19 protein-coding genes and 3 pseudogenes are annotated in these 21,462 nt (G+C 68.3%); 10 read left to right on the forward strand and 12 right to left on the reverse strand.

Annotated features, from left to right (window positions below; all coding sequences use genetic code 11):
* Positions 1-103 precede the first annotated feature (103 nt).
* Complete coding sequence (locus tag ACZ56U_RS23220) at positions 104-391, reverse strand: hypothetical protein (RefSeq protein ID WP_469085902.1); 288 nt, start codon at positions 389-391, stop codon at positions 104-106.
* 375 nt (positions 392-766) lie between these two features.
* Positions 767-1,765: an NAD(P)H-binding protein gene (locus ACZ56U_RS23225; RefSeq protein WP_469085903.1), complete on the reverse strand. Its 999-nt coding sequence runs from the start codon at positions 1,763-1,765 to the stop codon at positions 767-769.
* On the opposite strand from ACZ56U_RS23225, the gene ACZ56U_RS23230 reads away from it, so the two are divergent.
* The gene (locus ACZ56U_RS23230) at positions 1,704-2,114 is read left to right on the forward strand and encodes a winged helix-turn-helix transcriptional regulator (protein ID WP_469085904.1); all 411 of its coding nucleotides are present in this window, start codon (positions 1,704-1,706) and stop codon (positions 2,112-2,114) included. The two genes, ACZ56U_RS23225 and ACZ56U_RS23230, sit on opposite strands and share 62 nt — an antisense overlap.
* Before the next feature lie 346 nt (positions 2,115-2,460).
* On the opposite strand, the pseudogene ACZ56U_RS23235 reads toward ACZ56U_RS23230, so the two are convergent.
* The 3 genes and pseudogenes from ACZ56U_RS23235 to ACZ56U_RS23245 all read right to left on the reverse strand — a co-directional run.
* Positions 2,461-2,564 (reverse strand): annotated as a pseudogene (locus ACZ56U_RS23235) (DUF5655 domain-containing protein); the annotation flags it as partial.
* 95 nt (positions 2,565-2,659) lie between these two features.
* A pseudogene (locus ACZ56U_RS23240) lies at positions 2,660-3,164 on the reverse strand (DUF5958 family protein).
* On the reverse strand, positions 3,088-3,417 hold the full coding sequence (locus ACZ56U_RS23245) for a hypothetical protein (protein WP_469085905.1): 330 nt from the start codon (positions 3,415-3,417) through the stop codon (positions 3,088-3,090). The pseudogene ACZ56U_RS23240 and the gene ACZ56U_RS23245 overlap by 77 nt, the downstream one beginning before the upstream one ends.
* A 211-nt stretch (positions 3,418-3,628) precedes the next feature.
* On the opposite strand from ACZ56U_RS23245, the gene ACZ56U_RS23250 reads away from it, so the two are divergent.
* The 3 genes and pseudogenes from ACZ56U_RS23250 to ACZ56U_RS23260 all read left to right on the forward strand — a co-directional run bounded on the left by ACZ56U_RS23250 (position 3,629) and on the right by ACZ56U_RS23260 (position 6,711).
* Positions 3,629-3,781, forward strand: a complete 153-nt coding sequence (locus tag ACZ56U_RS23250; protein ID WP_469085906.1) for a hypothetical protein — start codon at positions 3,629-3,631, stop codon at positions 3,779-3,781.
* A gap of 280 nt (positions 3,782-4,061) precedes the next feature.
* Positions 4,062-4,538, forward strand: coding sequence for a DUF4259 domain-containing protein (locus ACZ56U_RS23255; RefSeq protein ID WP_469085907.1), 477 nt, complete (start codon positions 4,062-4,064; stop codon positions 4,536-4,538).
* A gap of 965 nt (positions 4,539-5,503) precedes the next feature.
* Positions 5,504-6,711 (forward strand): annotated as a pseudogene (locus ACZ56U_RS23260) (IS701 family transposase).
* Here ACZ56U_RS23260 and ACZ56U_RS23265 read toward each other — a convergent pair.
* Positions 6,708-7,226 (reverse strand): hypothetical protein, encoded by a 519-nt coding sequence (locus ACZ56U_RS23265; RefSeq protein ID WP_469085908.1) that lies wholly within the window; start codon positions 7,224-7,226, stop codon positions 6,708-6,710. The pseudogene ACZ56U_RS23260 and the gene ACZ56U_RS23265 overlap by 4 nt on opposite strands.
* Before the next feature lie 175 nt (positions 7,227-7,401).
* Here ACZ56U_RS23265 and ACZ56U_RS23270 point away from each other — a divergent pair, with 175 nt between their 5' ends.
* Positions 7,402-7,587, forward strand: coding sequence for a hypothetical protein (locus ACZ56U_RS23270; RefSeq protein ID WP_469085909.1), 186 nt, complete (start codon positions 7,402-7,404; stop codon positions 7,585-7,587).
* A gap of 823 nt (positions 7,588-8,410) precedes the next feature.
* On the opposite strand, the gene ACZ56U_RS23275 is transcribed toward ACZ56U_RS23270, so the two are convergent.
* On the reverse strand, positions 8,411-9,355 hold the full coding sequence (locus tag ACZ56U_RS23275) for an LLM class F420-dependent oxidoreductase (RefSeq protein ID WP_469085910.1): 945 nt from the start codon (positions 9,353-9,355) through the stop codon (positions 8,411-8,413).
* Positions 9,352-10,137 carry an ABC transporter ATP-binding protein gene (locus tag ACZ56U_RS23280; RefSeq protein WP_469085911.1) on the reverse strand — a complete coding sequence of 262 codons (786 nt, stop codon included), beginning with the start codon at positions 10,135-10,137 and terminating at the stop codon, positions 9,352-9,354. Before ACZ56U_RS23280 ends, ACZ56U_RS23275 begins: the two co-directional genes overlap by 4 nt.
* Positions 10,138-10,408: 271 nt before the next feature.
* Between ACZ56U_RS23280 and ACZ56U_RS23285 the strand changes: the two genes are divergently transcribed.
* Positions 10,409-11,437, forward strand: coding sequence for an ABC transporter substrate-binding protein (locus ACZ56U_RS23285; protein ID WP_469085912.1), 1,029 nt, complete (start codon positions 10,409-10,411; stop codon positions 11,435-11,437).
* 164 nt (positions 11,438-11,601) lie between these two features.
* The gene (locus ACZ56U_RS23290) at positions 11,602-12,336 is read left to right on the forward strand and encodes an ABC transporter permease (RefSeq protein ID WP_469085913.1); all 735 of its coding nucleotides are present in this window, start codon (positions 11,602-11,604) and stop codon (positions 12,334-12,336) included.
* A 428-nt stretch (positions 12,337-12,764) separates the two neighbouring features.
* Here ACZ56U_RS23290 and ACZ56U_RS23295 read toward each other — a convergent pair whose 3' ends face one another.
* The 4 genes from ACZ56U_RS23295 to ACZ56U_RS23310 form a co-directional block, all read right to left on the reverse strand.
* Positions 12,765-14,267, reverse strand: a complete 1,503-nt coding sequence (locus ACZ56U_RS23295) for an FG-GAP-like repeat-containing protein (RefSeq protein ID WP_469085914.1) — start codon at positions 14,265-14,267, stop codon at positions 12,765-12,767.
* A 44-nt stretch (positions 14,268-14,311) separates the two neighbouring features.
* Entirely contained in the window at positions 14,312-15,748 is a 1,437-nt protein-coding gene (locus ACZ56U_RS23300; protein ID WP_469085915.1) for a hypothetical protein, read from the reverse strand.
* Between the two features lie 43 nt (positions 15,749-15,791).
* A complete protein-coding gene (locus tag ACZ56U_RS23305) occupies positions 15,792-16,109 on the reverse strand; it encodes a hypothetical protein (protein WP_469085916.1) in 318 nt (105 codons plus the stop codon).
* A gap of 326 nt (positions 16,110-16,435) precedes the next feature.
* Entirely contained in the window at positions 16,436-16,765 is a 330-nt protein-coding gene (locus tag ACZ56U_RS23310) for an ArsR/SmtB family transcription factor (RefSeq protein ID WP_469085917.1), read from the reverse strand.
* A gap of 180 nt (positions 16,766-16,945) precedes the next feature.
* Between ACZ56U_RS23310 and ACZ56U_RS23315 the strand changes: the two genes are divergently transcribed.
* From ACZ56U_RS23315 to ACZ56U_RS23325, 3 genes are all read left to right on the forward strand, one after another.
* Complete coding sequence (locus ACZ56U_RS23315; protein ID WP_469085918.1) at positions 16,946-18,574, forward strand: MFS transporter; 1,629 nt, start codon at positions 16,946-16,948, stop codon at positions 18,572-18,574.
* Positions 18,575-18,599: 25 nt separating this feature from the next.
* Positions 18,600-20,168, forward strand: a complete 1,569-nt coding sequence (locus ACZ56U_RS23320; protein WP_469085919.1) for an FAD-dependent monooxygenase — start codon at positions 18,600-18,602, stop codon at positions 20,166-20,168.
* A 142-nt stretch (positions 20,169-20,310) separates the two neighbouring features.
* Complete coding sequence (locus ACZ56U_RS23325; protein ID WP_469085920.1) at positions 20,311-21,336, forward strand: ScbA/BarX family gamma-butyrolactone biosynthesis protein; 1,026 nt, start codon at positions 20,311-20,313, stop codon at positions 21,334-21,336.
* Positions 21,337-21,462: the final 126 nt, after the last annotated feature.

Raw genomic sequence — 21,462 nt, forward strand, 5'->3', positions numbered from 1 at the left:
CTGGCAGGACCGCGCTGTTGCTCGCAGGTCGCTTGCGCCCTCTGATCGGTGCGGGTTCAGGCGGTCAACGCTACGCCTCGGACGAGGAGTCATGCTGCGTGCCTTACGGCGAGCGGACACGGCGCCCCGCGTAGGGCGCCCAGGGTTCTGCAGCCTTCTCGTCATGCAGGAACGTGGCTTGGTGGCTGTACCCGAGGGCATCGGCAACCAGCGACGGAGGGCACAGTTCCTGGAAAGAGCGCGGGTAGGGCCCGTGCTTGTCGAAGGGCGTCCAGGTCCCGGCAGGCACATTGAGGGCGTCGGCTGCGTCGGCGGTCACCTCGGATCCGGGCACCGCGCCGATCCAGTAGTCCACCTCGGTGCCCTCCTCCCTGCTGTCGGTCAGGTACACCGCCGCCGACCGCCATCCCTTCCGGTTCGCCGTCGGGCAGTTCCTTCATCCGCATGACCGCTCGTGTGTCCAGACCTCTCATGTGCGCCGGGGCGGACGCGTCGCCCTCGTGCACGAGCGGAACGCGGGCCTTTCGGGGGCCAGTCACCGGGCGCCGGCCGCCGGCCGCAACGACCGGGGGCGCCCAGGTGCGGGGCAGGCGCACGCCGTGCTTGCTGAGCCAGGCGGCCTCGCGGTGGCGCAGATCCGCTGAGGATTCCGGAGCGAGGGCGGCGGACCACCGCACAAGTACGGAGGCGATCTCGCGGGCGGCGGCCAGGTTGAGGACCCGCTGCCACCCGGCGGGCTTACCGCGCAGAAACTTCGGCGCCCGGCTCAGCTGACCAACTCGGCACGGTGCGCCGCGAAGTAGTCGGTGATCGACGTGGCCGGCCGGCCCGTGAGCCGCTGGACCGCGTGGGTGGTGATGTCGTACCAGCCATGACGTTTGGCGATGCCGGCGGCGCTCCAGGCGTGAGCGAAGTGCTCGGGGAAGCCCTGATCCAGCAGCCGCTGGGGGTGGACGGCGTCGGAGACCTCCTCGTAGCGCACGCGGCGGCCTGTGGCCTCGCTCAGCGCGGCGGCGACATCGGCGTCGGTCACTGCCTGCGGCCCGGTGACCTCGAGGATCTCTCCCTCGCTGCCGCCCTCGGCCAGGACGGCTGCGGCCACTGCGGCGCTGTCATCGCGAGTGAGGTGAGCGATGCGTCCGTCTCGGCTGTTGCTGGGCAGGACCCCGGCGGCCACGGCCCGGGGGGCCACCCCGACCAGGGTCAGCATCTCGATCCACACATTGAAGCGCAGCACCGTGAAGGGCAGTCCGGATTCCGCCAGCAGCCGTTCGGTGGCCCCGTAGTCGGGGACGAGGGGGTTGGGGTGGCCCGGGTCACCGGCGCGGGTGATAGAGGTGAAGACGACATGGCCCACGCCCGCCTTCGCGGCAGCGTCGATCGCCCGGGCATGCCTGGGCAGCCGGTCGTCGGTAGCGATGCTGATGATCAGCAGCCGCTCCACCCCGTCCAGGGCCCGCACCAGCGCGTCCGGTTCGTCGAAGTCGGCATTGCGCGTGCCCACGCCCAGGCCGGTGCTCCTGTCCGGGGTGCGGGACAACGCCAACACGCGGGCGGCGTCGGTACGTTGGAGGAGATGACGGACGGTCAAACTGCCCAGATTTCCCGAGGCTCCGCTCACTGCGATCAAGACAAGCTCCCTGTGCCGTGTGTGTAGCCTGATGATGAGTGAAGGCGCGTCGGTCTCGTAAGAAGGCACATTGATGTCACCCCTCCACGAAACTGCGGCACACCAACCCGTCGCCGGCGTCACGGTGCCGGTCACGGTCGACGACCACGAGAGGTGTCCCGCGACGGCGCTACTGCGCCGGATCGGCGACAAGTGGAGCCCGGTGCTGCTGTCGCTGCTGGCACAACGCAGTTACGGCTTCAACGAGCTCGACCGGTCGGTCCAGGGCCTCAGCCGCCGCATGCTGGTTCGCACGCTGCGGTCGCTGGAACGCGACGGACTCATCAGCCGAACCCTCCATGCCGGCACACCTCCCCGGGCCGAGTACGCCCTGACCGATCCCGGTCGTTCCCTGCACGAACTCCTGATCACACTCGGACAATGGGCACTCGCCCGCGAAAGTGACCTACAAACCGCACGCGCCCGTTACGACGCCGCGCACTGACCGCCCGACACGTAGTTGTGCCGACACCGACCCCCCGGCGTTCGGGGGGACATAGGCGGGGCTCAGGCAGTGGCCTTCTTCCGTGAGATCGCCCGAGCTCGTACCGCGTGCTGGGTTCGAGACGGACGGGAGCCCGACACCGGTCTCCAGGGCGCGTACCGGCTCGTGATCAATGAGCTCGCAGCCTCCGGGGCGAGGGCCCCCCTGTGGGGTGCGGGGCCCGGCCATGGGCGGCTGCGCCGTGCAGACGCGAATAGCCGAAAGCGTCGCCGCAGGCAGGCAGTGGCGGGACCCCAGGGTCCCGGCTGCGTGCCCGCCGGGGCGGTGTGTCAGACCATGGCGAGCTCGATCGGCGGTGCTCGCGCACGGCGTGTACGTCGTAGCGGGTGAAGTCGCCGGCGATGCAGATCAGCGTGGTGCGCTCCACAGGACCTGGGACGCGGCCGTCACCGGGGTCTGTATAGGTAGCGGTGTAACTTGGTTTGGGTCGGCGAGAGTTGACCTGCGGGAAAGATCCCCGGCAAGACCCAGGGCAAGAAGTCACCCTAGGTTGCATCCCTCAGCGGATCCGTCAAATTGTGCCACTCGTGACCGCACCCATCGGCGCAATGCATTGCCCACCTGCGGGCGTCCGCGATGCTGAAGAGGGCAATGAGCAGGCGGAAGGACTTGGTGAGTTCATAGGCCGGAAGCCCTGCCAGCCCGAAGCGCCACTTCGTGAGCATCACGGCAAGCGTGTGAGTGGGACGAATGCCAGAACGCGTAATGCTCTCTGGCACATCGTCCTCGCAGGGCCTGCCTGCAGAACAGCACCAGTGCATGCAAGACCTTGCGTCGGTCATCCTCTGAGAGGCCCCCGAACCACTCGACACCCTCGGTCATCGGTCTGAGCCCCTGCGCGATTTCGTTCAGGACCACCTCGTGTGCGTACAACACCGGCTTCCTCCCTCGTGGTTTCAGACCGCCGGTACGTTCAGTGCGAAGGCGTGAAACCGGCGTTCTGGTCGAGGTAGAAAGCGGAGCCAGGAGCCGTCGGGGTCCATCCCTCATGCAGGGCAAGCCGAACAGCCGCGGCAACAGCAGACGGCAGTACAGACTCAGCCTCGCGGCCGATCCAGTTACTCGGATGCGGCTGGTCGGTGGTGACCACGAGCGTCGTCCCCGAAGTATCCGCATGCTCGACCGCGAACGAGCACGGCGACCAGGCCAGGCCCTGGCAGTACGTCGGCCTGCCTCGCAGCCGCCAGCGGTAGACCGTGCCGTCGACAACGATCCGTCGTGATCCCTTGCGGACCAGTGCCATGGCGCCCCCTTCAACAGCCACGATGCTAGCGAGCTGTCCGCGTACTCGTCTGAGTGGCCCGCCGGGACGAGGGCTGCACCAACGCCTGGAAGCCCTGGGAGGAGATCGTCCCCTTGGGTTCTCGAGGCAGCTACGGCGGGTCAGCGCCTACCTGCGACAGAAGCGCGCCTCGCGACGGCCCGTCACCGCGGAACCGCCTGCACCCCGCGTGGTGGCGAGATGGATCCTCAGCCGACCCGAGACGCTGACCGAGATCGCACAGCTCCGGCTCAAGGCCGTCCTGGCCAACTGCCGCGAGTTCGACACCCTGACTGGTCACGTCCGGTCCTTCGCCCACATGCTCACCGAGCGCCAGGGTGAATGACTCCCGCAGTGGCTCGACGCGGTCCGCCACGACGACCTGCCCAGTCTCCACACTCTCGTGGCCGGCATCGACCGAGACCGTGACGCGGTCATCGCCGGCTTGACGCTGCTTGGAACTCCGGAGTCGTCGAAGGCAACGTCAACCGGATCAAATGCTCAAGCGCCAGATGTTCGGACGCGCTGGCTTCCGACTTCTGCGCAAGCGGGTTCTGCTCGCCTCGCACTCACGTTGTCAGTCCCTGATGCGAGGATCCGGGCGACCATACGCAAGGGAGATCAGCATGGGTACCTGGGATACCGGTCCCTTCGACAACGACACAGCCGCGGACTTCGCCAACGCTCTCGACGACGCCGAGCCCGAGGCGCGCGAAGCCCTGATCCGAGGCGTCCTCATCCGGACGATCGACGCCACCGGCTATCTCACGGAAGCAGAAGAGGCGGTGGCCGCCGCTGCACTCATCGCGGCGCAGTGCCCGGGATACGAACCTGTCGACATGTCCTACGGTCCGGAAACACCTATGCCCATCTTCCCCTCCGACCTTCGGGCACTCGCCGACGAAGCCCTCGCCCGCATCGCCAGCGACGAGGACGGGCCAGCCTCAAACTTGGTCGACCCGGACGACTGGAAGCAGTGGCGAGCCACACTCATGCACCTTCGCGCCGTGCTTGCCCCGGCGCCCCCTTCCATCCCTCTCTTCGATGTCCAGCCATTGCGGCAGGCTTATCGAAATTCCAAAAGTCCCATAAAGGTGCAGTGAGCACTATAAACGAGAGGCGTGAGTAAAGGCATGATGATTGAGTTCTGGCTTAACAGGGAAACTGGAATAATTGAAACAGCCTACCCGATTGGAGGTAAATAGCATGTTTCGTACTCTCGTAGACATTGAGTCGCTAGATCGGGCAGGGTCGGGCACCATTTGGGGCAACGTGTGGCATGAAGTGGAGGATCAAAATTTCCCTTTCGTGCGATGGAACGACATGATTGTCCCTTACCTTGCGGCGCTAGTGTGCGAGGTTGGCGGCGCCCTTTCTGGTCGAAAAGGTGAAGTAATGTTCTTCGACGGGCCTTTCTCGATTGAGATCCTTCCGGTTGGGTCGCAAATTCAGTTGATTCCTCGGGGTGGTCCCGGGTTTCCGGCATGTCAGGTGGATGGCGAGGAACTGTCTGCCGATGTGCTCAGAGTGGGTCAGCTAGTAGTTGAAGCATGCAAGGAAAAGGGGTGGTCTGCTGATAACGATGTTCGTCGGCTGGAGGCGGCTATCCGGCGGTTCTTGTGAGAACAACGAGGTCAGGGAGGTTTCAAAGTACTGCCCTCATGAATTGATACAGGTCACGGCCGGGTGACGGTGTATCGGTCACTCGCCACGTACGCAACGAAGCTCCAGTGGAAAGGGTTGCCAAGTCGCCCTGTCCAACCGGAGCTTCGATGTGCCGTCAGTCTGCCAGCATCTGCCTGATCAAGACGCCCTCGAGTCAGCACCGCGCGCTCCCATATCTGTCGCAGCGGCTGGTTACGCTGGCCGATCCGCGCCACCGGCGCGGAAGGCGTCACTCGTTCGTGAGCGTGCTGCTGATCGCCTACTCCGCCGTACTGGCCGGCCGCTCGTTCACAGCGATCGGCCAGTAGGCTTTAGTAATCCAGCCGTAGATCGAGTTGTGTCGACAAACGAAGATCAGGCGGTGGCCGCAGGTCACAGCGTAGTACCTGCCCGGTGGCAGTCGATGTTCGACCAGCTGACGGGCCATATCGCAGGCCGGTTCACACGGGTCGAACCACGCCGCCGGGCAACGGCGTTGGTCCTTGGCCTGCTGTCGGACCTGCCGAGGAAGAACTGCTGGACCTTGGCCGAGCACGCGGACGATGCCACCCCGGATGGCATGCACCACCTACTGCATCGCGCGAAGTGGAACACAGACGCGGTCCGCGACGACGTGCGCGCCTACGTGATCGAGCACTTGGCCGACGACGCGGCCGTGCTGGTGGTCGACGAGACCGGCGACCTGAAGAAGGGCGCCGCCACGGTCGGCGTCCAGCGTCAATACACCGGTACTGCCGGGCGAATCAAGAACTCCCGGGCCGCCGTCTACCTCGTCTACTCTGCCGCGCGCGGGATGCCGTGATCGACCGCGCCCTGTACGTGTCGCGCTCCTGGGCCGACGACCCCGGCCGCTGCCGGGCCGCCGGCATCTCCTACAACCTCGCCTTCGCAACCAAGCCGGTCCTGGCGGCCCGGATGATCGGCCGGGCGCTGGACGCGGGAACGCCCGCCGACTGGGTCGCGGGCGACGAGGTCTACGGCGACAACCCGCACCTGCGGGCCGCACTCGAACACCGCCGAACCGGCTACATTCTGGCCGTCTCCAGCACCCACCAAGTCTCCACCACCGCAGGGACATTGCCGGCCAAGGCCATCGTGGCGAAGATCCCCAAGCGGGCCTGGCAGCGGCGCTCGGCAGGAGCGGGCGCCAAGGGCGAGCAGTACTACGACGGGGCCCAGGCCGACGTTCATGGCCCCGCCGACCGGCCCGGGCACTGGTGGCTGCTGATCCGCCGCACCCAGCGAAGCGGTCAACTCGCCTTCTCCCGCTGCTTCTCACCGCGTCCCGTCCCGCTGACCGACCTGATCCGGGTGGCCGGACGGCGCTGGACGGTCTGGCAGGCTGGACGAGCACCAGGTCCGCCGCTGCACCTCCTGGCCCATGCACGAGCTCCAGCGTCTGTTCACCACCATGACCAGCCCGGCCCACGACCTCGCGCACCGACTCCGCTGGTCGCACTGGCGCCGACGCCACCAGGCCCGCGCACGCAGGTCTCACTACCAACGGCAAGCGGTCACCCAGGTGTGACTGAACGCTGTAGTTGGCCCGTCTGGCCATGTAGGGGCTCAGCCGGAGCTTGCCATGCAGACCGGGCCCGGCCCAGAAGCTAGCGGCCGACGGTGCTCCAATCGGCGGGGGCGGGCGGCACGGAACGGCCTGCGGCGTGTTCGCGGAGGCGTCGGGTCATTTCCGGCAGGTCGTAGGCGGGGAAGCTCACCTGTAGGAGGCGCAGGCCGAAGTGCGATGGTTGGTCCTCCTGGAACATCGCCGCGTCCATCGGCTTGATCTTCACATCCCAGGCCTCCGGGGCGGCCCAGTGAGTCATCCGCACGTAGAAGGCGTCTCGCGGGCCGGCGTTCGCCGCGGCCGAGAGGAAGGTTAGGCCGCTTTCGACCGGGAAGTCGATGAGCATCCAGCCACGGCGGGACTCCACCCACTCCGCCATGTGCGGCAGCTTCTCCGGCCAGTCCGCGTTGCTCTCTGCCAGGTCCTGGCAGCAGGTGAACGTGTCGAGGCCGCACTCCCAGATCGCCTGGATCGTGGGTGCGAGCTGTTCGTCGATTTGGGCATGGCGGCTACCCACCCGGACGAGAACGGTCCGATGCGTTCCTTCGTAAGACGTCATCGCAGGAGCATAGAAGCGGGGCACGACACCAAGGCAGGCGGAGCCCCAGGCAGCTTGGGCCGCTCCCCAGGTCAGCTGGAGCGCACACTGGCCATGAAGATCACCATCTACGGCTGGAGTATTACAGTAGACACCGAAATCGAAAAAGCACAAGGCGGGTGACGAGGAGACTCATGTGAAGGAAGCGATTCGGAATACGCTGATCTTCTCGGCTATTGCGATAGTAGCTGGCGTCTTCGGATGCATTTCTGGTGCTACAACTGGCGACACGCCGTCCATTATCTTCGGTGCCGCGGCTATTGCGGGCGGGTTGATAATGACCGTCTTGGCCGCGCTCGCCACACGTAAAGGCAACCGCTGAAAGGAGGGTCGGGATCGGGGCCGGCCTGCGGAGCTGCCGGAACGAGCGGCGCAGTCGCACCGAGGCCAAGAATGTAATCACGCGTGGCGGGATCAATACCTGGCGGCGCGGGGGACTTCGTAGGCAGCGGTTCGCGAAAGACCGGTGCGCGTCTGATGTTTTGGGCGTTCTCCATGCAGTCGTTCTACAGCTCGACCGCAATGCGCTTGAGGGCGAGAAGCGGCGCCGAGGCACTGCGTGCGCCAGTCCTCGGCCGAGGCAAGGAGCTGCTCGCGGCTGGAGTCCTCGCCTCTTCCCCACCCCGTAGCCCGCGACCTGACCTCATCCGTAATGTCACCCCCAAGCTGGGCGTACAGGCGGGTGTACAGACAGTGGAACCGGTGCGCACCGCGGAGAACCGCCACCCGCCCGGGAAACAGAGGCCGGTCAGACCTCGATGAGGCGACGACGACGTTATCTGGGGGGCAGAGCCTCTTGACCCATGCCAGCCCACTGACCATGGGTGCAGGCAAGTTAGGCAAGGACGGCTTGGCATGTCCGAGGAGGGTGTTTCGGTTGAAACACCTCCTGCACTCGCGTTCGAAGCTGCTCAGCATCTCCAGGAAGTGGTTCGGTACCGGGTGACCGCGAAGGCACCCGGTCGGCAGAGACGTGTGGAGGGCACGCCACTCACCAACCCACCGACACCATGCCGCGGATCGGGCCCGGGTCGGCTCCGGCGCGACGAAGGTCGAACGCTCCCGTTCCTGACTGCGAGCCCCCGGGCTCGCCCGGGAAAACGCTTGCCACCTCAGCACGGCAAGCGTGTCGTGGATGTCACGCTCTACAACTGCGGAAGCACCTCACCGGCGATGAGTTCCAGGTGGTCGAGGTCATCGAAGTCGATCAGCCGCAGATGGATACGGGTCGTGCCGATCGCGGCGAACTCACCGAGCCGTTCGATGAGTTGGGCCGGGGATCCGACCACCGCATCCTCCGGCGGCAACGCGCTCTTCGCGTGGAGCGGGGCGGCCCTCCGTCGCACTTCCGCGTCCGTACGGCCGATGGCCGCCACGACACCGGCCGACAGCACCAGTGGTGGCCGACCGGCGCCATCTCGACCGGTCCGATCGCATGCCTCGGCAACCCGTCGATACGCCCGGGCAGTCTCGGCCACCGACTTGAAAGGCATGTTGAACTCGTCGGCGTACCGGGCCGCCAGCTCCGGGGTGCGCTTGGGGCCGCGGCCCCCCACGATGATGGGCGGTCCCGGCACCTGCACGGGCCTCGGGAGGGCGGGCGCGTCGACGAGCTGGTAGTGGTCGCCGCGATAGCTGAAGCTCTCGCCGACCGGTGTCCGCCACAGGCCGGTGATCACCTGCAGTTGCTCCTCCAGCCGATCGAAGCGCTCCGGGGCGGGCGGGAACGGGATGCCGTACGAGGTGTGTTCCCGTTCGTACCATCCCGCGCCGAGGCCCAGTTCGACCCGCCCCCCGCTCATCCGGTCCACCTGCGCCACCATCACGGCCAGCGGCCCTGGCAGCCGGAAGGTGGCCGAGGTGACCAGGGTGCCCAGCCGGATCCTGGAGGTCTCCCGGGCGAGCGCGCCGAGCGTGAGCCAGGCGTCGGTGGGGCCGGGCAGGCCGGGATCTGCACCCATCGTCTGATAGTGGTCGGCCCTGAAGAAGCCCTCGAATCCGCCGGCCTCGACGAGTTGTGCGAAGCGCCGCTGGTCCTCGTAGTCGGCGCCGCGGTGCGGCTCGGTGAAGACGCAGATCCGCAGGCTCATCGCCGCTCCGTTTCGCCCGTCCCGGACAGGTCCCGTTCCATCAGCAGTTCATGCAGATCGGCGCTGCACCGGGCCACTTCGCCCAGGTGTGCGGTTCGGCCCAGCGTCCTCGGCCGGGGTATGGCGATGTCGACGATCTTACGGATCCGGCCAGGGCGTGGGGTGAGCACCACCACCCGGTCGGCGAGCAGCACGGCCTCGTCTATCGAGTGGGTGACGAAGACGACGGTGGAGGAGTTCTCGAGGTGGATGCGTTGCAGCTCCACGGCGAGGTCCGCGCGGGTCAGTGCGTCGAGTGCGGAGAACGGCTCGTCCATGAGCAGCACCCGTGGCTCACCCATGAGCGACCGGCACAGCGCGACTCGCTGCTGCATGCCGCCGGACAGTTCGTGCGGCCGGTGCTTTTCGAAGCCGTTCAGTCCGGCCGTCTCCAGCAGCCGGTATGCCCGCTCGCGGTGCTGCGCCTTGTTCCAGCCGAAGATCTCCACGGGCAGCAGGACATTGTCGAGGACGGACCGCCAGGGCAGCAGGGCCGGCCGCTGGAACAGCATGGCGACATCGCGGCGGGCGCCGGTGACGCGCTCGCCGCCGATGGTGATCTCGCCGTCGGTGACCGGCAGGAGACCGGCGATCAGCCGGAGCAGCGTGGACTTGCCGCACCCGGACCGGCCCACCACGGCCACGAACTCGCCGTCGGCGATGTGCAGGCCGATGTCCTGGAGCGCCACCGTCGAACCGGACCGGCTGGTGAAGCTCCGGGACACACCGGTGAGTCTGATCATCCGGCGGTCTCCCCATCCACGGGCAATCGTCGTGCCGTCCGGCTCCTGTCGCCCGATCAGGCTACCCGTGGCAGGCCGATCGGCGGTACCTGTCGTCCGGTCGATGCATGCCCCAATGACATACACCTGGCCCGCAACTACCCATCCCTCGTACGCTGTTGCCTGCACCACGTGTCATGCCCTCGGAGGCTCTGTGCCGCCGCTCCGTCTCGTCTGTCTCGACGCCCCTCCGCCGGCGCGTTCGGCGGCCGGAAAGGACAACACTGTGCGCATGATCCGGTTCGCCCGTACGGTCACCGCGGCAGCCCTGACCACCGCGCTGGCGCTGATGGCGGGCTGCGGTGGCTCGGATTCCGACGCGGACGCCGGTGAGGACGGCAAGGCGCTGAAGAAGGTGACCTACCTGACCTCCTTCGGCAGCTTCGGCCGGGACGCGTACGCCTGGGTCGCGAAGGACAAGGGCTTCTTCGAAGAGGCCGGCTTCGACGTGAGGATCAGGCCGGGGCAGGGCACCGGCGGTGTGATTCCGGCCGTCGTGAGCGGCCAGGCGCAGTTCGGCCCGATCGACCTGACGGGAGGTCTGCTGCACATGGGCAACGGCCAGGCGAAGGACTTCGTCGCGGTGGCCGCCATCCAGCAGCGCACCATGGCCGCGATCGCCACCACCGAGGGCAACGGCATCGCCACACCGAAGGACCTCGAAGGCAAACGGCTCGCCGACACGCCCGGATCTGTCGTACGCAACCTCTTCCCGACGTACGCCCGGCTGGCCGGCGTGGACGCCGGCAAGGTGACCTGGGTGAACGGCGAGGCGCAGACCCTGATGGGCACGCTCGCAGGCGGCTCGGTGGACGGTATCGGCCAGTTCGTGGTGGGCAAGCCGACCATCGAGGCGGTGACGAAGAAGAAGGCCGTGCTGCTGCCGTACAGCGACGTGATCCCCGACCTGTACGGAAACGTACTGATCACGTCCAAGAAGATCGCCGAGCAGGATCCGGAGATGGTGCGGCGGTTCACCGCCGCGCTGCTCAAGGGCTTGAAGTACAGCCTCGCCCACTCGAAGGAAGCCTCCGAGATCCTGAAGCGGAACGTGGACACCACCAATCCGGCCGCTGCGGCAGCCGAGTTGGAGTTGATGGCCGCGTACGTCACCCCGAAGGACGGTTCCGGCACGACGATCGGCACGCTGGACTCCGGGCGGGTGGCGAGGAGCATCAGGATTCTGGAGGACGCGGGCACGCTGCCGAAGGGGATGACCCCTGAGCAGATCATCGACTTCGGCCTGGTCCCGAAGGCCTGACCGCGCCGCGCTGGTGAGGAGCCGCCCTGGAGAAGGATGGGATGACCGAACTCTCGAGGCCGCAGCAGTCGCTGCAGCAGTCCCCCACGGCGGGCCCTGAGCCGGTGCCCGTGCCACGAGTCGGTCCCCGTCGCGGGACGGGCGTCGGCGTCGTACTGCTGCCGGTGGCCGGGCTGCTGGTCGCGCTCGGCGTGTGGTGGCTTCTCACGTCAGCGCTGGAGGTGATCCACCCGGCGGTACTGCCTCCGCCGGGTGCTGTGCTCTCGGCGTTCACCGCAACCCCGGGCCGGTTTCTGGAACACACCGGCGACACCACCGTGGAGACGGTGGTCGGCTTCGTTCTCTCCAGCGCCTGCGGAGTTCTGATCGGACTGTCGCTGGCCGCCTCGCGGGTACTGGAGCGCATGTTCACGCCGCTGCTGGTCGCCGTCAACGCGGTTCCGAAGATCGCGCTCGGGCCCCTGTTGGTGGGGGCGCTCGGATGGGGGCAGAAGCCGGTCCTGACCATGGTCTTCCTGCTCTGCTTCTTCCCGATCGTGCTGTCCACCGCGACCGGCCTGACCTCGACCCCGGCGGACCTGGCGGAGTTGGCGCGCTCGCTGGATGCCTCGCGCTGGCAGGCATTCCGGAAGGTGCGGTTTCCCGCCGCGCTGCCGCAGATCTTCGTCGGGTTGAAGGTGGCCATGCCGCTCGCCGCGATCGGTGCGGTCATCGGCGAGTTCCAGGCCGGGGAGTCGGGGCTGGGCTATCTGATCGTGCAAGCCGGCGGGGTGGGCGACACCGCCACCGCGTGGGCCGCGATCATCCTGATCGGGTTGATGAGCATCCTTCTCTACTTTGCCTTGGTGTTGCTGGAACGGTTCGCACTGCCCTGGGTCAGGGACACGACCTGGCGCTGATGACGTAAGGGACTTTGTCGTCCTGGAACATGGCCGCGGCCCGCCGGTTCCGCTCGCGGCAAGGCCATCTGCGCGTATCCCGTCAGCACCGCGAAGATGTTGGTGGGGTGAGCTGCTTGGACTGGGGTCGTTCATCTCCAACGCCCGCCGACGCGCCGCCGAACGACACGACGCCCGCAACGCGTTGGGCATGCGCTGGTAGACGGCGCCGGGGCGGCAGAACACGGCACCAGCTTCATCCACCCGCGCCCGGCTCTCCCTGGCCCTTCACCAACCTCTCCCACCAGGCAGCGGTACGGCGGGTGACAGGGTGATGCTCACCCAACACCCGCCGCACGTGCTCAAGCGTCTCTACCAGGAGCCCGTGGCGTGGCAGCCGAGCGAGGAGTCCCAGGGCACGCCGCCACCGCTGGTTTCAGTTCGGTTGGTCAGATGGTGGAGCGGGCTGCGGGGAGCGCCGCGCCGAATTCGATGTCGGTGTACCTGTACTTGAGTCCGGCGGCAGTTCCGCTGATGGTGGTGGATCCGCTGGTGAGGGGGCCGGAGGCGGATCCCCGGGCGGTCCACAGCGCGCCGTCCTGGTTCTCGCCGGGGGTGCCCGCCATCACCTCGGCCCTGCCGTCCTTGGTGACGTCGACGAGGTGTGTGGCGGCGCCGAACTGGTCGCCGCTCTCTGCGGTCCCGGGTACGCCGCTGGTGTTCTGCGTGTAGGCCTTCGCACCGGTCGTGGTCAGACCGGCGGCCGATCCTCGCAGCAGGGTCGCCCCGCCCGCGTACTGGGCGGACCCGATGGCCTCTCCCGGAGTGCCGACCAGCACGTCGGCGTACTTGTCGCCGTTGGTGTCACCGATGGCGAGGGAGGATCCGAACTGGTCGCCGTTTTCGGCCGTTCCAGGCACGCCCGCGGTGTCCTGGTGGATGACTTGGGGCTTCTGTGAGGGGGTGATGCCCTGCGCGCTGCCGTAGAGGACCTGGATCTCGCCGCCGCGGTGGGCGGGGGTGTCGCCCGGTTGCAGGGAGGCGTCGTAGGGCACTCCGGTAACCAGGTCGCCGTAGCCGTCGCCGTTGATGTCGCCGATCTCGCCCGACAGGCCGTCGGCGAGAGGGAGTTCGGTGTAGTGGCCGTCGTGGCCCTCGGCATAGACGGGTCCGCTGACGTCTCCGTCAGTGGGGCCGGGCAGCCAGAAGCGCTCGGCGCGTCCGTCGCCGTCGACGTCGCCGATGACGACACCGCGGTTGGTGCCGAGGGCGTTGACGAAGTTCCGCTGTGCCGCGGCGCCGGTGCGGGTGAACGGCCCGGTGTAGGTGGTGGCGCCGCAGTCGCCGGTGGCGGCGATGTCGGGCGCGCCGTCACCGGTGACGTCACCGACGGCCAGGCCTGCCGCGAATCCGCAGCCTTCGTCCAGTCCGGTGGGCGGCGAGATGGAGGCCGCGCCCTTGAGGCCGGCCGAGCCTCCCCACACCACGGTCAGTGAGCCGACGCCCCCCATGGTGCCGGCGGACTCGGACGGTGTGCCGATCAGCAGGTCGGCGTAGCCGTCACGGTCGAGGTCGGCCGAGGTGACCGCACGGCCGAACTCGTCCCATTCCTCCGGGCTGTCGGGGACTCCGGAGGTGGCCTGGGTGATGACCGTGCGGTGGGAGGCGGAGACGCCGTTCGCCGAGCCGTACAGCACCACGACCGCGCCGGCGGCTTCCACCGTGCCGTTGGCGGCTCCGGGGGCTCCGACGGCCAGGTCGTGGTAGCCGTCGCCGTTGAAGTCGTCCTGCACGGCCGGGGTGTTGGCGCCGCGGTAGGGTGCGGCGGCCGCCGCGGGTCCGGCGGGCAGGACGACAGCGGTCAGCGTGATGGCCGCGCTGACGGCGATCGCGGCGGACAGCAGGCGCGAGGAGAACCTGCGGCGGGGGCGGACGTGCGCGTGGTGCGTCATGACGGCTCCGGGTTCGGTGGCGTGCGGGGCGGGACGAGGGTGCGTCACGGACCGGTCACCACGCTTCCCAGGTGCGCGGCGCCGGCCGACCCGAGGCCCAGTGCGCCGGTGCTGACGCTGGTGGAGCCGGTCGCGGTGACGGAGGCCGCCGAGCCGCGCAGCGACCACAGCGCTCCCGCACCGCCGTTCTCGCCGGAGGCAGCCACGAGAAGGTCGCCGTAACCGTCCTTGTTGGTGTCGACGATCCGCAGGGCTGATCCGAAGGCGTCGCCGGTCTCCGAGCTGCCCGCAACACCCGCGGTGTTCTGCGACCAGGTGCGGGCGTGGGCGACGTCCAGCTGATCGGCGGTGCCGCGTACGACGGTGACGGCGCCGCTCGCGGCGTTCTCGCCCGGGGCGCCGATCACGAGGTCGGCGCGCCCGTCCTTGTCGGTGTCGCCGATCGCGACGGAAGCTCCGAAGCGGTCCCTGGCCTCACCGGACCCGGGTACGCCCGCCGTGTCCTGGGTGATGGTCTGCACCCGGCTCGATGAGCCCGAGTACCCGGCGTCGTAGTAGATGGTGACCTTCCCGCCGAGCGCGGTGTCCGGGCTCTGCGAGGGGTCCTCGGGATGGCCGATGGCGAGGTCCAGGGAGCCGTTGCCGTCCAGGTCCCCCACCGCGGACGTGGTACCGGCGGGCAGGTCGGCCTCCTCGAACCCGGCCGGGTCGGCGAAATGGGTCTGTGGGTCGTCCCCGGTCCCGTCGTAGCCCCAGCCGCCGTCGCCCACACCCCGACCGTGGACGATCAGGCGATCGTCGTCACTGGCGGGCAGGTCGATCGCCGTCAGCGCGACGATGCCGTAGGCGGGGTTGAACGCGAACCCGTTGCCCGAGGTCCCCGACTGCCCGGACAAGTCGGCGGGCATGAAGGTGATTTCGGCGTCGTTGGCGCCCACGACGATCGACAGCTTGCCGTCGTTGACGGGGTTCAGGCCGTTGTAGGTTCCCACGGCAAGAGTCCGCCCGTAGGCGTCGTGGGACGACGGCCACGGGTCCTCGACCGGCTTCGCCTTCGTCAAGCCAGAAGAGGTGCCGTAGACGACGGTGACCGAGCCGCCGCCGACGTCCCCCGAAACCTCCTCGCCGGGTGAGCCGACCACGAGGTCGCTGTAGCCGTCCCGGTTGAGATCCGACACGACGACGGCCGCACCGAACCGGTCGCCGGACTCGGCTGTTCCCGGGACGCCGGTCGAGTTCTGCGTCAGTACGGTGCGTCTGGAGGGATCGATGCCGTGCCCGGTGCCGTAGAGCACCACCACCGCCCCGGCCTTCGTGCGGCCCGCCACGGTGGCGTCCGGAGCCGAGATGACGACGTCGCGGTAACCGTCCTTGTTCACGTCCCCCGGTGTGCCGACAGCGGCCACGGCACTCGCCATGGCCAGCGGTGTGAGGCCGGAGGCCAGCAGGGTGGCGGACATCAGCAGAGTGCGTTTACGCACGGGCAACTCCAGAGAACGCGACACGGAACGTGACATGACACCGTCATAGACGTGCTCGCAAGACTTTCCAGGCAGCCAAAGGGTTGTGCAGGTGGACGACATTTTTTCGAGGCGATACGACCGGCCGTGCGACAGCGCCGTGCAACCCGTACGGGGGCCTGGCGGCCCAGTGTCGGGGGAAGCGTTCCTCGCGTTCGAGCGTCTCCAGCAGCGCGTTCACTACCGCGGTGCGGCCGCCGCCCGCGCGGGACTTGAGTCCCCGGCGCACCCGGTCGCGTTCGACCTGCCACACGTGCACGGCCAGGATCTGACCGGCCGCCCCTTCAGCGAACGACACGGCGCGCTGGACCGGCGGGAACACCCTCTCCTGGCGCAACCCGATACCGCGGACCAAACACCCGCTGCCGGGATGAAACAAGGGGGAAAACGACCTCTCAGGGGCACATGGATCTCATTGACGCACCACGGGCGAATATCCCCGGAATCGTCGAAACAGCTCGATGACAAGGCATCGATGGAAAGATACTTTCCAGCCGACACCGAAAATCGGCCACGCATTAAAGTGCATGCTACAGTTAATTTCCGCACGGGTTAGGTACGCGTCGCCGTGCCCGCATACCGTGAATGTGCAGAGTGCGGAAAAGGATCGCGGGGCAGGTGTCACTCCACCCCTGCAATGCGAACCGGTCAGTGTTCGCGGGGAGGTGCCGGGTTCTTCTTGATGAGGTCGAGAAGTCCAGGAAAACGAGCATCGAGATCGGCTTTTCGCAGTTGTGCCATCCGGCTGTTGCCCCGGTCGACCTGACGGATCAGGCCTGCCTCGCGCAGGATGCGGAAGTGGTGACTCCGGGTGGACTTGGTTACCGGCAGGCCGAACGACGTGCAGTGCCGCTCGGTGCCCTCAGGCTCCCAGGCGAGCGTCGAGATGACCTCGTAGCGCAGGCGATCGGACAGGGCGTGCAGGACGGTCCGCAGGTCCATCTCCTCACATGAGGGGTGCCCCTCTGAGTCGGGCATCGCGTGAACTCCTTCGGTCGATGCGGGCGCGCCGCAGGTCAGGGAATCGCACGGGCGTGTCGACCGGCGGTGGTCGAGCGCGATCAGGTTCTAGTTGCATCGTACCTGGCGGTCATGGCAGCGTAAGGTTCGATCAAAAGCGAACCTTGGTTCGTCCGCCAGACTCATACGGAGCGATCATTGTCCACACAGACTGAACCCTCGCCCGCCGGGGGCGGCGCCGCAGGCGTCGCCGAGCCCGGAAAGTCCGCGGCGTCGGGGGCCACGCCCCGGCAGACGCTGACGCTGCTGATCGTCCTGCTCGCCGTCTTCGTCGTACCGACGTCCATCTCGGGCACCGCGGTCGCCCTGCCCGACATCGGCGCGGACACGCACGCGACCCTCGTGCCCCTGCAATGGGTGGTCAACGCGTTCAACGTGGCCTTCGCCTGCTTCACCCTCGCGTGGGGCTCGGTCGCCGACATCATCGGCCGCGTGCGGGCCTTCGGCCTCGGCGCGGGGATCTACGCCGTGGCCTCACTGGCCAGCGCCCTCGCCAGCAACGTGATCATGCTGGACGTCGCCCGGGCCCTGGCCGGGATCGGCGGCGCGGCGATCTTCTCCTGCGGCAGCGCCATCCTGTCCACCGTCTTCGACGGCCCGGCGCGCGGGAAGGCGTTCGCCCTCTTCGGCACCGTCGCCGGCATCGGCGTCGGCATCGGGCCGTCGCTCTCCGGTGCGCTGGTGCAGGGTGTGGGCTGGCGCTGGGTCTTCGCGCTGCACACCGTCGCCCTCGGGCTGGTGCTCCTCGCTCTGCCGGTCATCGCCCGTCGGATCAGCGAGCCGCGCCGTGAGGGCGCCCGCATCGACGTGCTCGGCAGCGTCCTGTTCATCCTCGCGATGCTGCTGCTCACCACGGCCATCGTGCAGGGGTCCCAGTGGGGCTGGGCCAGTGCGGGCGTGCTCTCGCTGTTCGCCGGAACCCTGGTGGCCCTCGCCGTCTTCACCGCCGTCGAGAAGCGCCGCGACCACCCCATGCTCGACCTGAGCGTGCTGGCCAACGGCCGCTACCTCGCACTGTGCCTCGTACCGGTCGCCGCGTCCTTCGGCTTCGTGACGATGCTGACCTACCTGCCGAGCTACCTGACCGCGGTGAGCGGCTACAGCAGCGGCACCGCCGGACTGATCATGGTGCTGCTCACCCTGCCGGTCTTCGCCTGCCCGATGCTCGCCGCCAAACTGGTCGCCCGCGGCGTCTCGGCGCTCACGCTGATCTACGTCAGCCTGGGCTGCCTGGTGGTGGGAGACGCCACGCTCACCCTCTTCGGGCAGAACGTGGCCCTCATGGTCGTCGCCGTGCCGATGCTCGTCACCGGTGCCGGAATGGGGCTGTCCGCCGGGCTGGTGGACGGCCAGGCGCTGGAGATCGTCGCACCGGAGAAGGCCGGCATGGCGGCCGGCTTCCTCAACACACTCCGCCTGGGCAGCGAGGCGATCGCCGTCGCGATCTACGGATCGCTGCTGGCCACGGTGCTGGCATCGCGGATGCGTGACGGCATCGGCGACTTTCCCGGCGCCGGGGACCCGGCGACCGTGGCCAACGAGGTCGCCGGCGGCAACCTGACCGGTCCCGCCTCCGCCGTGGACACCTCGGCGCGCGGCGACTTCACCGACTTCCTGGTGCGGTCCTACGACTCGGCGTTCCACACCATCCTGTGGGTCCTGACCGGCATCTGCCTCGTCCTCTTCCTGGTCATCGGCGCTCTGGTGCGCACCAGCCGTGACGGACGCGAGTCGGCGGCCGCGACCGGATCGCAGGCAGCGGGCTGACCGGCGGCCTTCGAAGGAGTCAATCATGTCCTCGACACAGCACTACGGTGTCGCCGTCGTGGGAGGCGGCCCCGTAGGGATGCTGCTCGCGACCGAACTGGGCCTGCACGGGATCAGCACGGTGATACTGGAGAGCAACGCCGCGACGGTGGACCAGCCCAAGGCGAGGACCCTGCACGCGCGCACCGTCCAGTCCCTCGCCCGGCGCGGCCACCTGCCCGCGCGGCGCGGCGGACGTCTGGACCAGCTCACCGCCGACGCCTTCCACTTCGCCGGCATGCCCGGCCTGACGATCACGGCTCCCGCCGTCGAGGGCACCCCCATCGCCGGGCGGACCCAGGCCGACCTCGAGCGGGCGTTCGAGCGGCGTGCACGGGAGCTCGGGGTCTCGATCCTCCGGGGCCACAGGGTCGTCGCCCTGTCCCAGACCGCCGACCTGGTGGAGATCACGGCCGAGCGGGCCGACGGCGCACGTGCCGTCGTCACCGCCGACTACGCCGTGGGCGCGGACGGAGCCCGCAGCGCGGTACGGCGGCTGGCCGGCATCCCCAGCGACGACCACCCGCCGACCGTGGCCGCCCTGCTCGGGCAGGTCCGTCTGCTGGACCCGACCGGCACTCCGCCGGGATGGCACCTGACGCCGCGCGGATGGACGGTGATCAACGTCAATCCGTTCGGGTACAGCCGTGTGATCACCTTCGATTTCGCAGGGCCGCACACCGACCGGCACACGCCCGTAGGCCTGGACGAACTGCGTTCCACCGCGAGCCGCATCGCGGGGCAGGACATCCCGATGGCCGACGCCGTCTTCACGAGCCGGTTCAGCGATTACACGCGACTGGCCCGGCACTACCGGGACCGGCGGGTCTTCCTCGCCGGGGACGCCGCCCACGTGCACTTCCCGGTGGGCGGACAGGGGCTCAATCTCGGGCTCCAGGACGCCTTGAACCTCGGCTGGAAGCTGGCCGCGACCCTCCGCGGACACGCGGGGCCGGGCCTGCTCGACTCCTACCACGAGGAACGGCATCCGGCCGGGCAGCGGGTCGTGGACAACACACGGGCCCAGCTCGCCCTCATGCGGCCGGGCGCGCAGACCGATCCCCTGCGCGCGCTCTTCCGTGAACTGCTGAGCCTCGACCAGGTGAACGCCCATCTCGGCGACATGATCAGCGCCCAGGAGACCGTCTACGGTTCCGCGTCCGGCTCACCGTGGGAGGGCCGCTTCCTGCCCAATCTGCCGTTGACCGTCGAGGGCCGGGAGACCTGCGTGGCCGAGCTGCTGCACCCGGGTCGCCCCGTGCTGCTGCTGTTCGACGGGGTGGACCCGGGGTGTGTCCGGGCGGCCGCCGGATGGGCGCACGCCGTGGACGCCGTATGGGCCCAGTCGCCGGAACCCCTTCCGTGGGGCTCCCTGCTGGTGCGGCCAGACGGCTACGTGGCCTGGGCCGGCTCCCGGTCGGCGGACGAGGAGGACGGATTGCGGTCGGCGCTGCGGAAGTGGTTCGGCACCCCCGTGCCGACCGGGAACGCAGGGTCGTCCGGGCCTGCGGCCGGAGCCGTGACGGTTACCGCGCCGGGGGTTTCCGCCGGATGACGACGGCCGCAGCCCAACGGAATGACCGTTGACGCAAATACGGCGAGGCATAGATCACACAAGGATCCGTGATTCAGGGTAGAAAAGCATCGCAACGCTGGTACGATTTATATCGAACCTAGGACTGAAGGGGGAGATTTACTTGTCCAGGCCAACCCTCACCGGCCTTTCCTATTCGGCTACGGTTTCCCGAAAGCTCGTCCATCGGGCCGCCGTCTGTGAGGTATTTCTGACCGACACGAAACGTGAATCCAACGAGAGATTCCTCGTCGCGGCGCAGCTTCCCCGAGTGCACAGCTACTACAGCGACCACCTCGCGACGCCCGCGGCCTACGACCCTCTGCTGCTGCTCGAGGTGTTCCGCCAGACGTCGATCCTGGTGGCCCACGAGCACCTGGGCGCACCGACCGACAACAAGTTCTCCTTCAACGACGGCGACCTCGCGGTGCTCGACCCGGACGCGCTCCTGATCGCGGACACGCCCGGTCACGCCCTGCTCGTTGTAGAGGTCGAGGCAGAGAAGCGCCGTGGCGGCGACCTGGTCGGCGTAACGCTCCGGATGGGGCTGGCCCTGGACGGACGCGACGCCGCTTCCATGACCATGACCATCCAGTGGATGCCCCCGAAGGTCTGGAGTGACCTGCGCGAACGTGGCCGGGCCGCCCTCGGCCTCGACAGCGAGCCGGCGCGTGCGCCTCAAGCCGCCCGGCGGCTTCTTCCCGCCTCGGTCGGGCGGTACTCGCCGCACAACGTCGTCCTGTCGGAGTCGGCCGTCATCGGCCGCGAACTGGTGGCCAAGGTGCTGGTGGACCAGTCACACCCCGCCCTGTTCGACCACCCGCTGGACCACATCCCCGGTGCCCTGCTCTTCGAGGCGTACCGGCAGACGGCCCTGCACGCGGCACACGAACTGCTGGGCCTGTCCCCGCACCGGCTCACCATGATGCGCTGCGTCGCCGCCTTCACCCGCTTCGGCGAGTTCGAGATGCCGGCCATCTGCCGGGCGGAACTGGTCGAGGATCCCGACCGTCCGGGCGTGACCTTCCGTATGGAGATCACACAGGACGAAGTGGTGATCTCCACCGCTGAGATCGGCCTTCAGTGCGCCACCCCCATCGGGCGCCGACTGGTCCCCGAGACCGCGCCGTTGGCCGTACAGGTCGGCTGAGCACTCCATCCCCACCCCGCGGCCCCGCCGTGACCAGTCCTGTCCCGGGCCGCGGATCTCCTCGAACCCGCCCAGCAGCAGCGCCCGCCGTCGACGCCTGTGTCGGCCGCGGGCCGCCGGGCGGCT

It is taken from the genome of Streptomyces sp. NPDC034103, from assembly GCF_055575395.1.

Bases quoted from the DNA above. Each gene is read 5' to 3' on its own strand.
- ACZ56U_RS23230 (WP_469085904.1), top strand. From the start codon at position 1,704: ATGTCACCCCTCCACGAAACTGCGGCACACCAACCCGTCGCCGGCGTC.
- ACZ56U_RS23245 (WP_469085905.1), bottom strand. From the start codon at position 3,417: ATGGCACTGGTCCGCAAGGGATCACGACGGATCGTTGTCGACGGCACG.
- ACZ56U_RS23255 (WP_469085907.1), top strand. From the start codon at position 4,062: ATGGGTACCTGGGATACCGGTCCCTTCGACAACGACACAGCCGCGGAC.
- ACZ56U_RS23265 (WP_469085908.1), bottom strand. From the start codon at position 7,226: ATGACGTCTTACGAAGGAACGCATCGGACCGTTCTCGTCCGGGTGGGT.
- ACZ56U_RS23275 (WP_469085910.1), bottom strand. From the start codon at position 9,355: ATGAGCCTGCGGATCTGCGTCTTCACCGAGCCGCACCGCGGCGCCGAC.
- ACZ56U_RS23280 (WP_469085911.1), bottom strand. From the start codon at position 10,137: ATGATCAGACTCACCGGTGTGTCCCGGAGCTTCACCAGCCGGTCCGGT.
- ACZ56U_RS23285 (WP_469085912.1), top strand. From the start codon at position 10,409: ATGATCCGGTTCGCCCGTACGGTCACCGCGGCAGCCCTGACCACCGCG.
- ACZ56U_RS23295 (WP_469085914.1), bottom strand. From the start codon at position 14,267: ATGACGCACCACGCGCACGTCCGCCCCCGCCGCAGGTTCTCCTCGCGC.
- ACZ56U_RS23310 (WP_469085917.1), bottom strand. From the start codon at position 16,765: ATGCCCGACTCAGAGGGGCACCCCTCATGTGAGGAGATGGACCTGCGG.
- ACZ56U_RS23320 (WP_469085919.1), top strand. From the start codon at position 18,600: ATGTCCTCGACACAGCACTACGGTGTCGCCGTCGTGGGAGGCGGCCCC.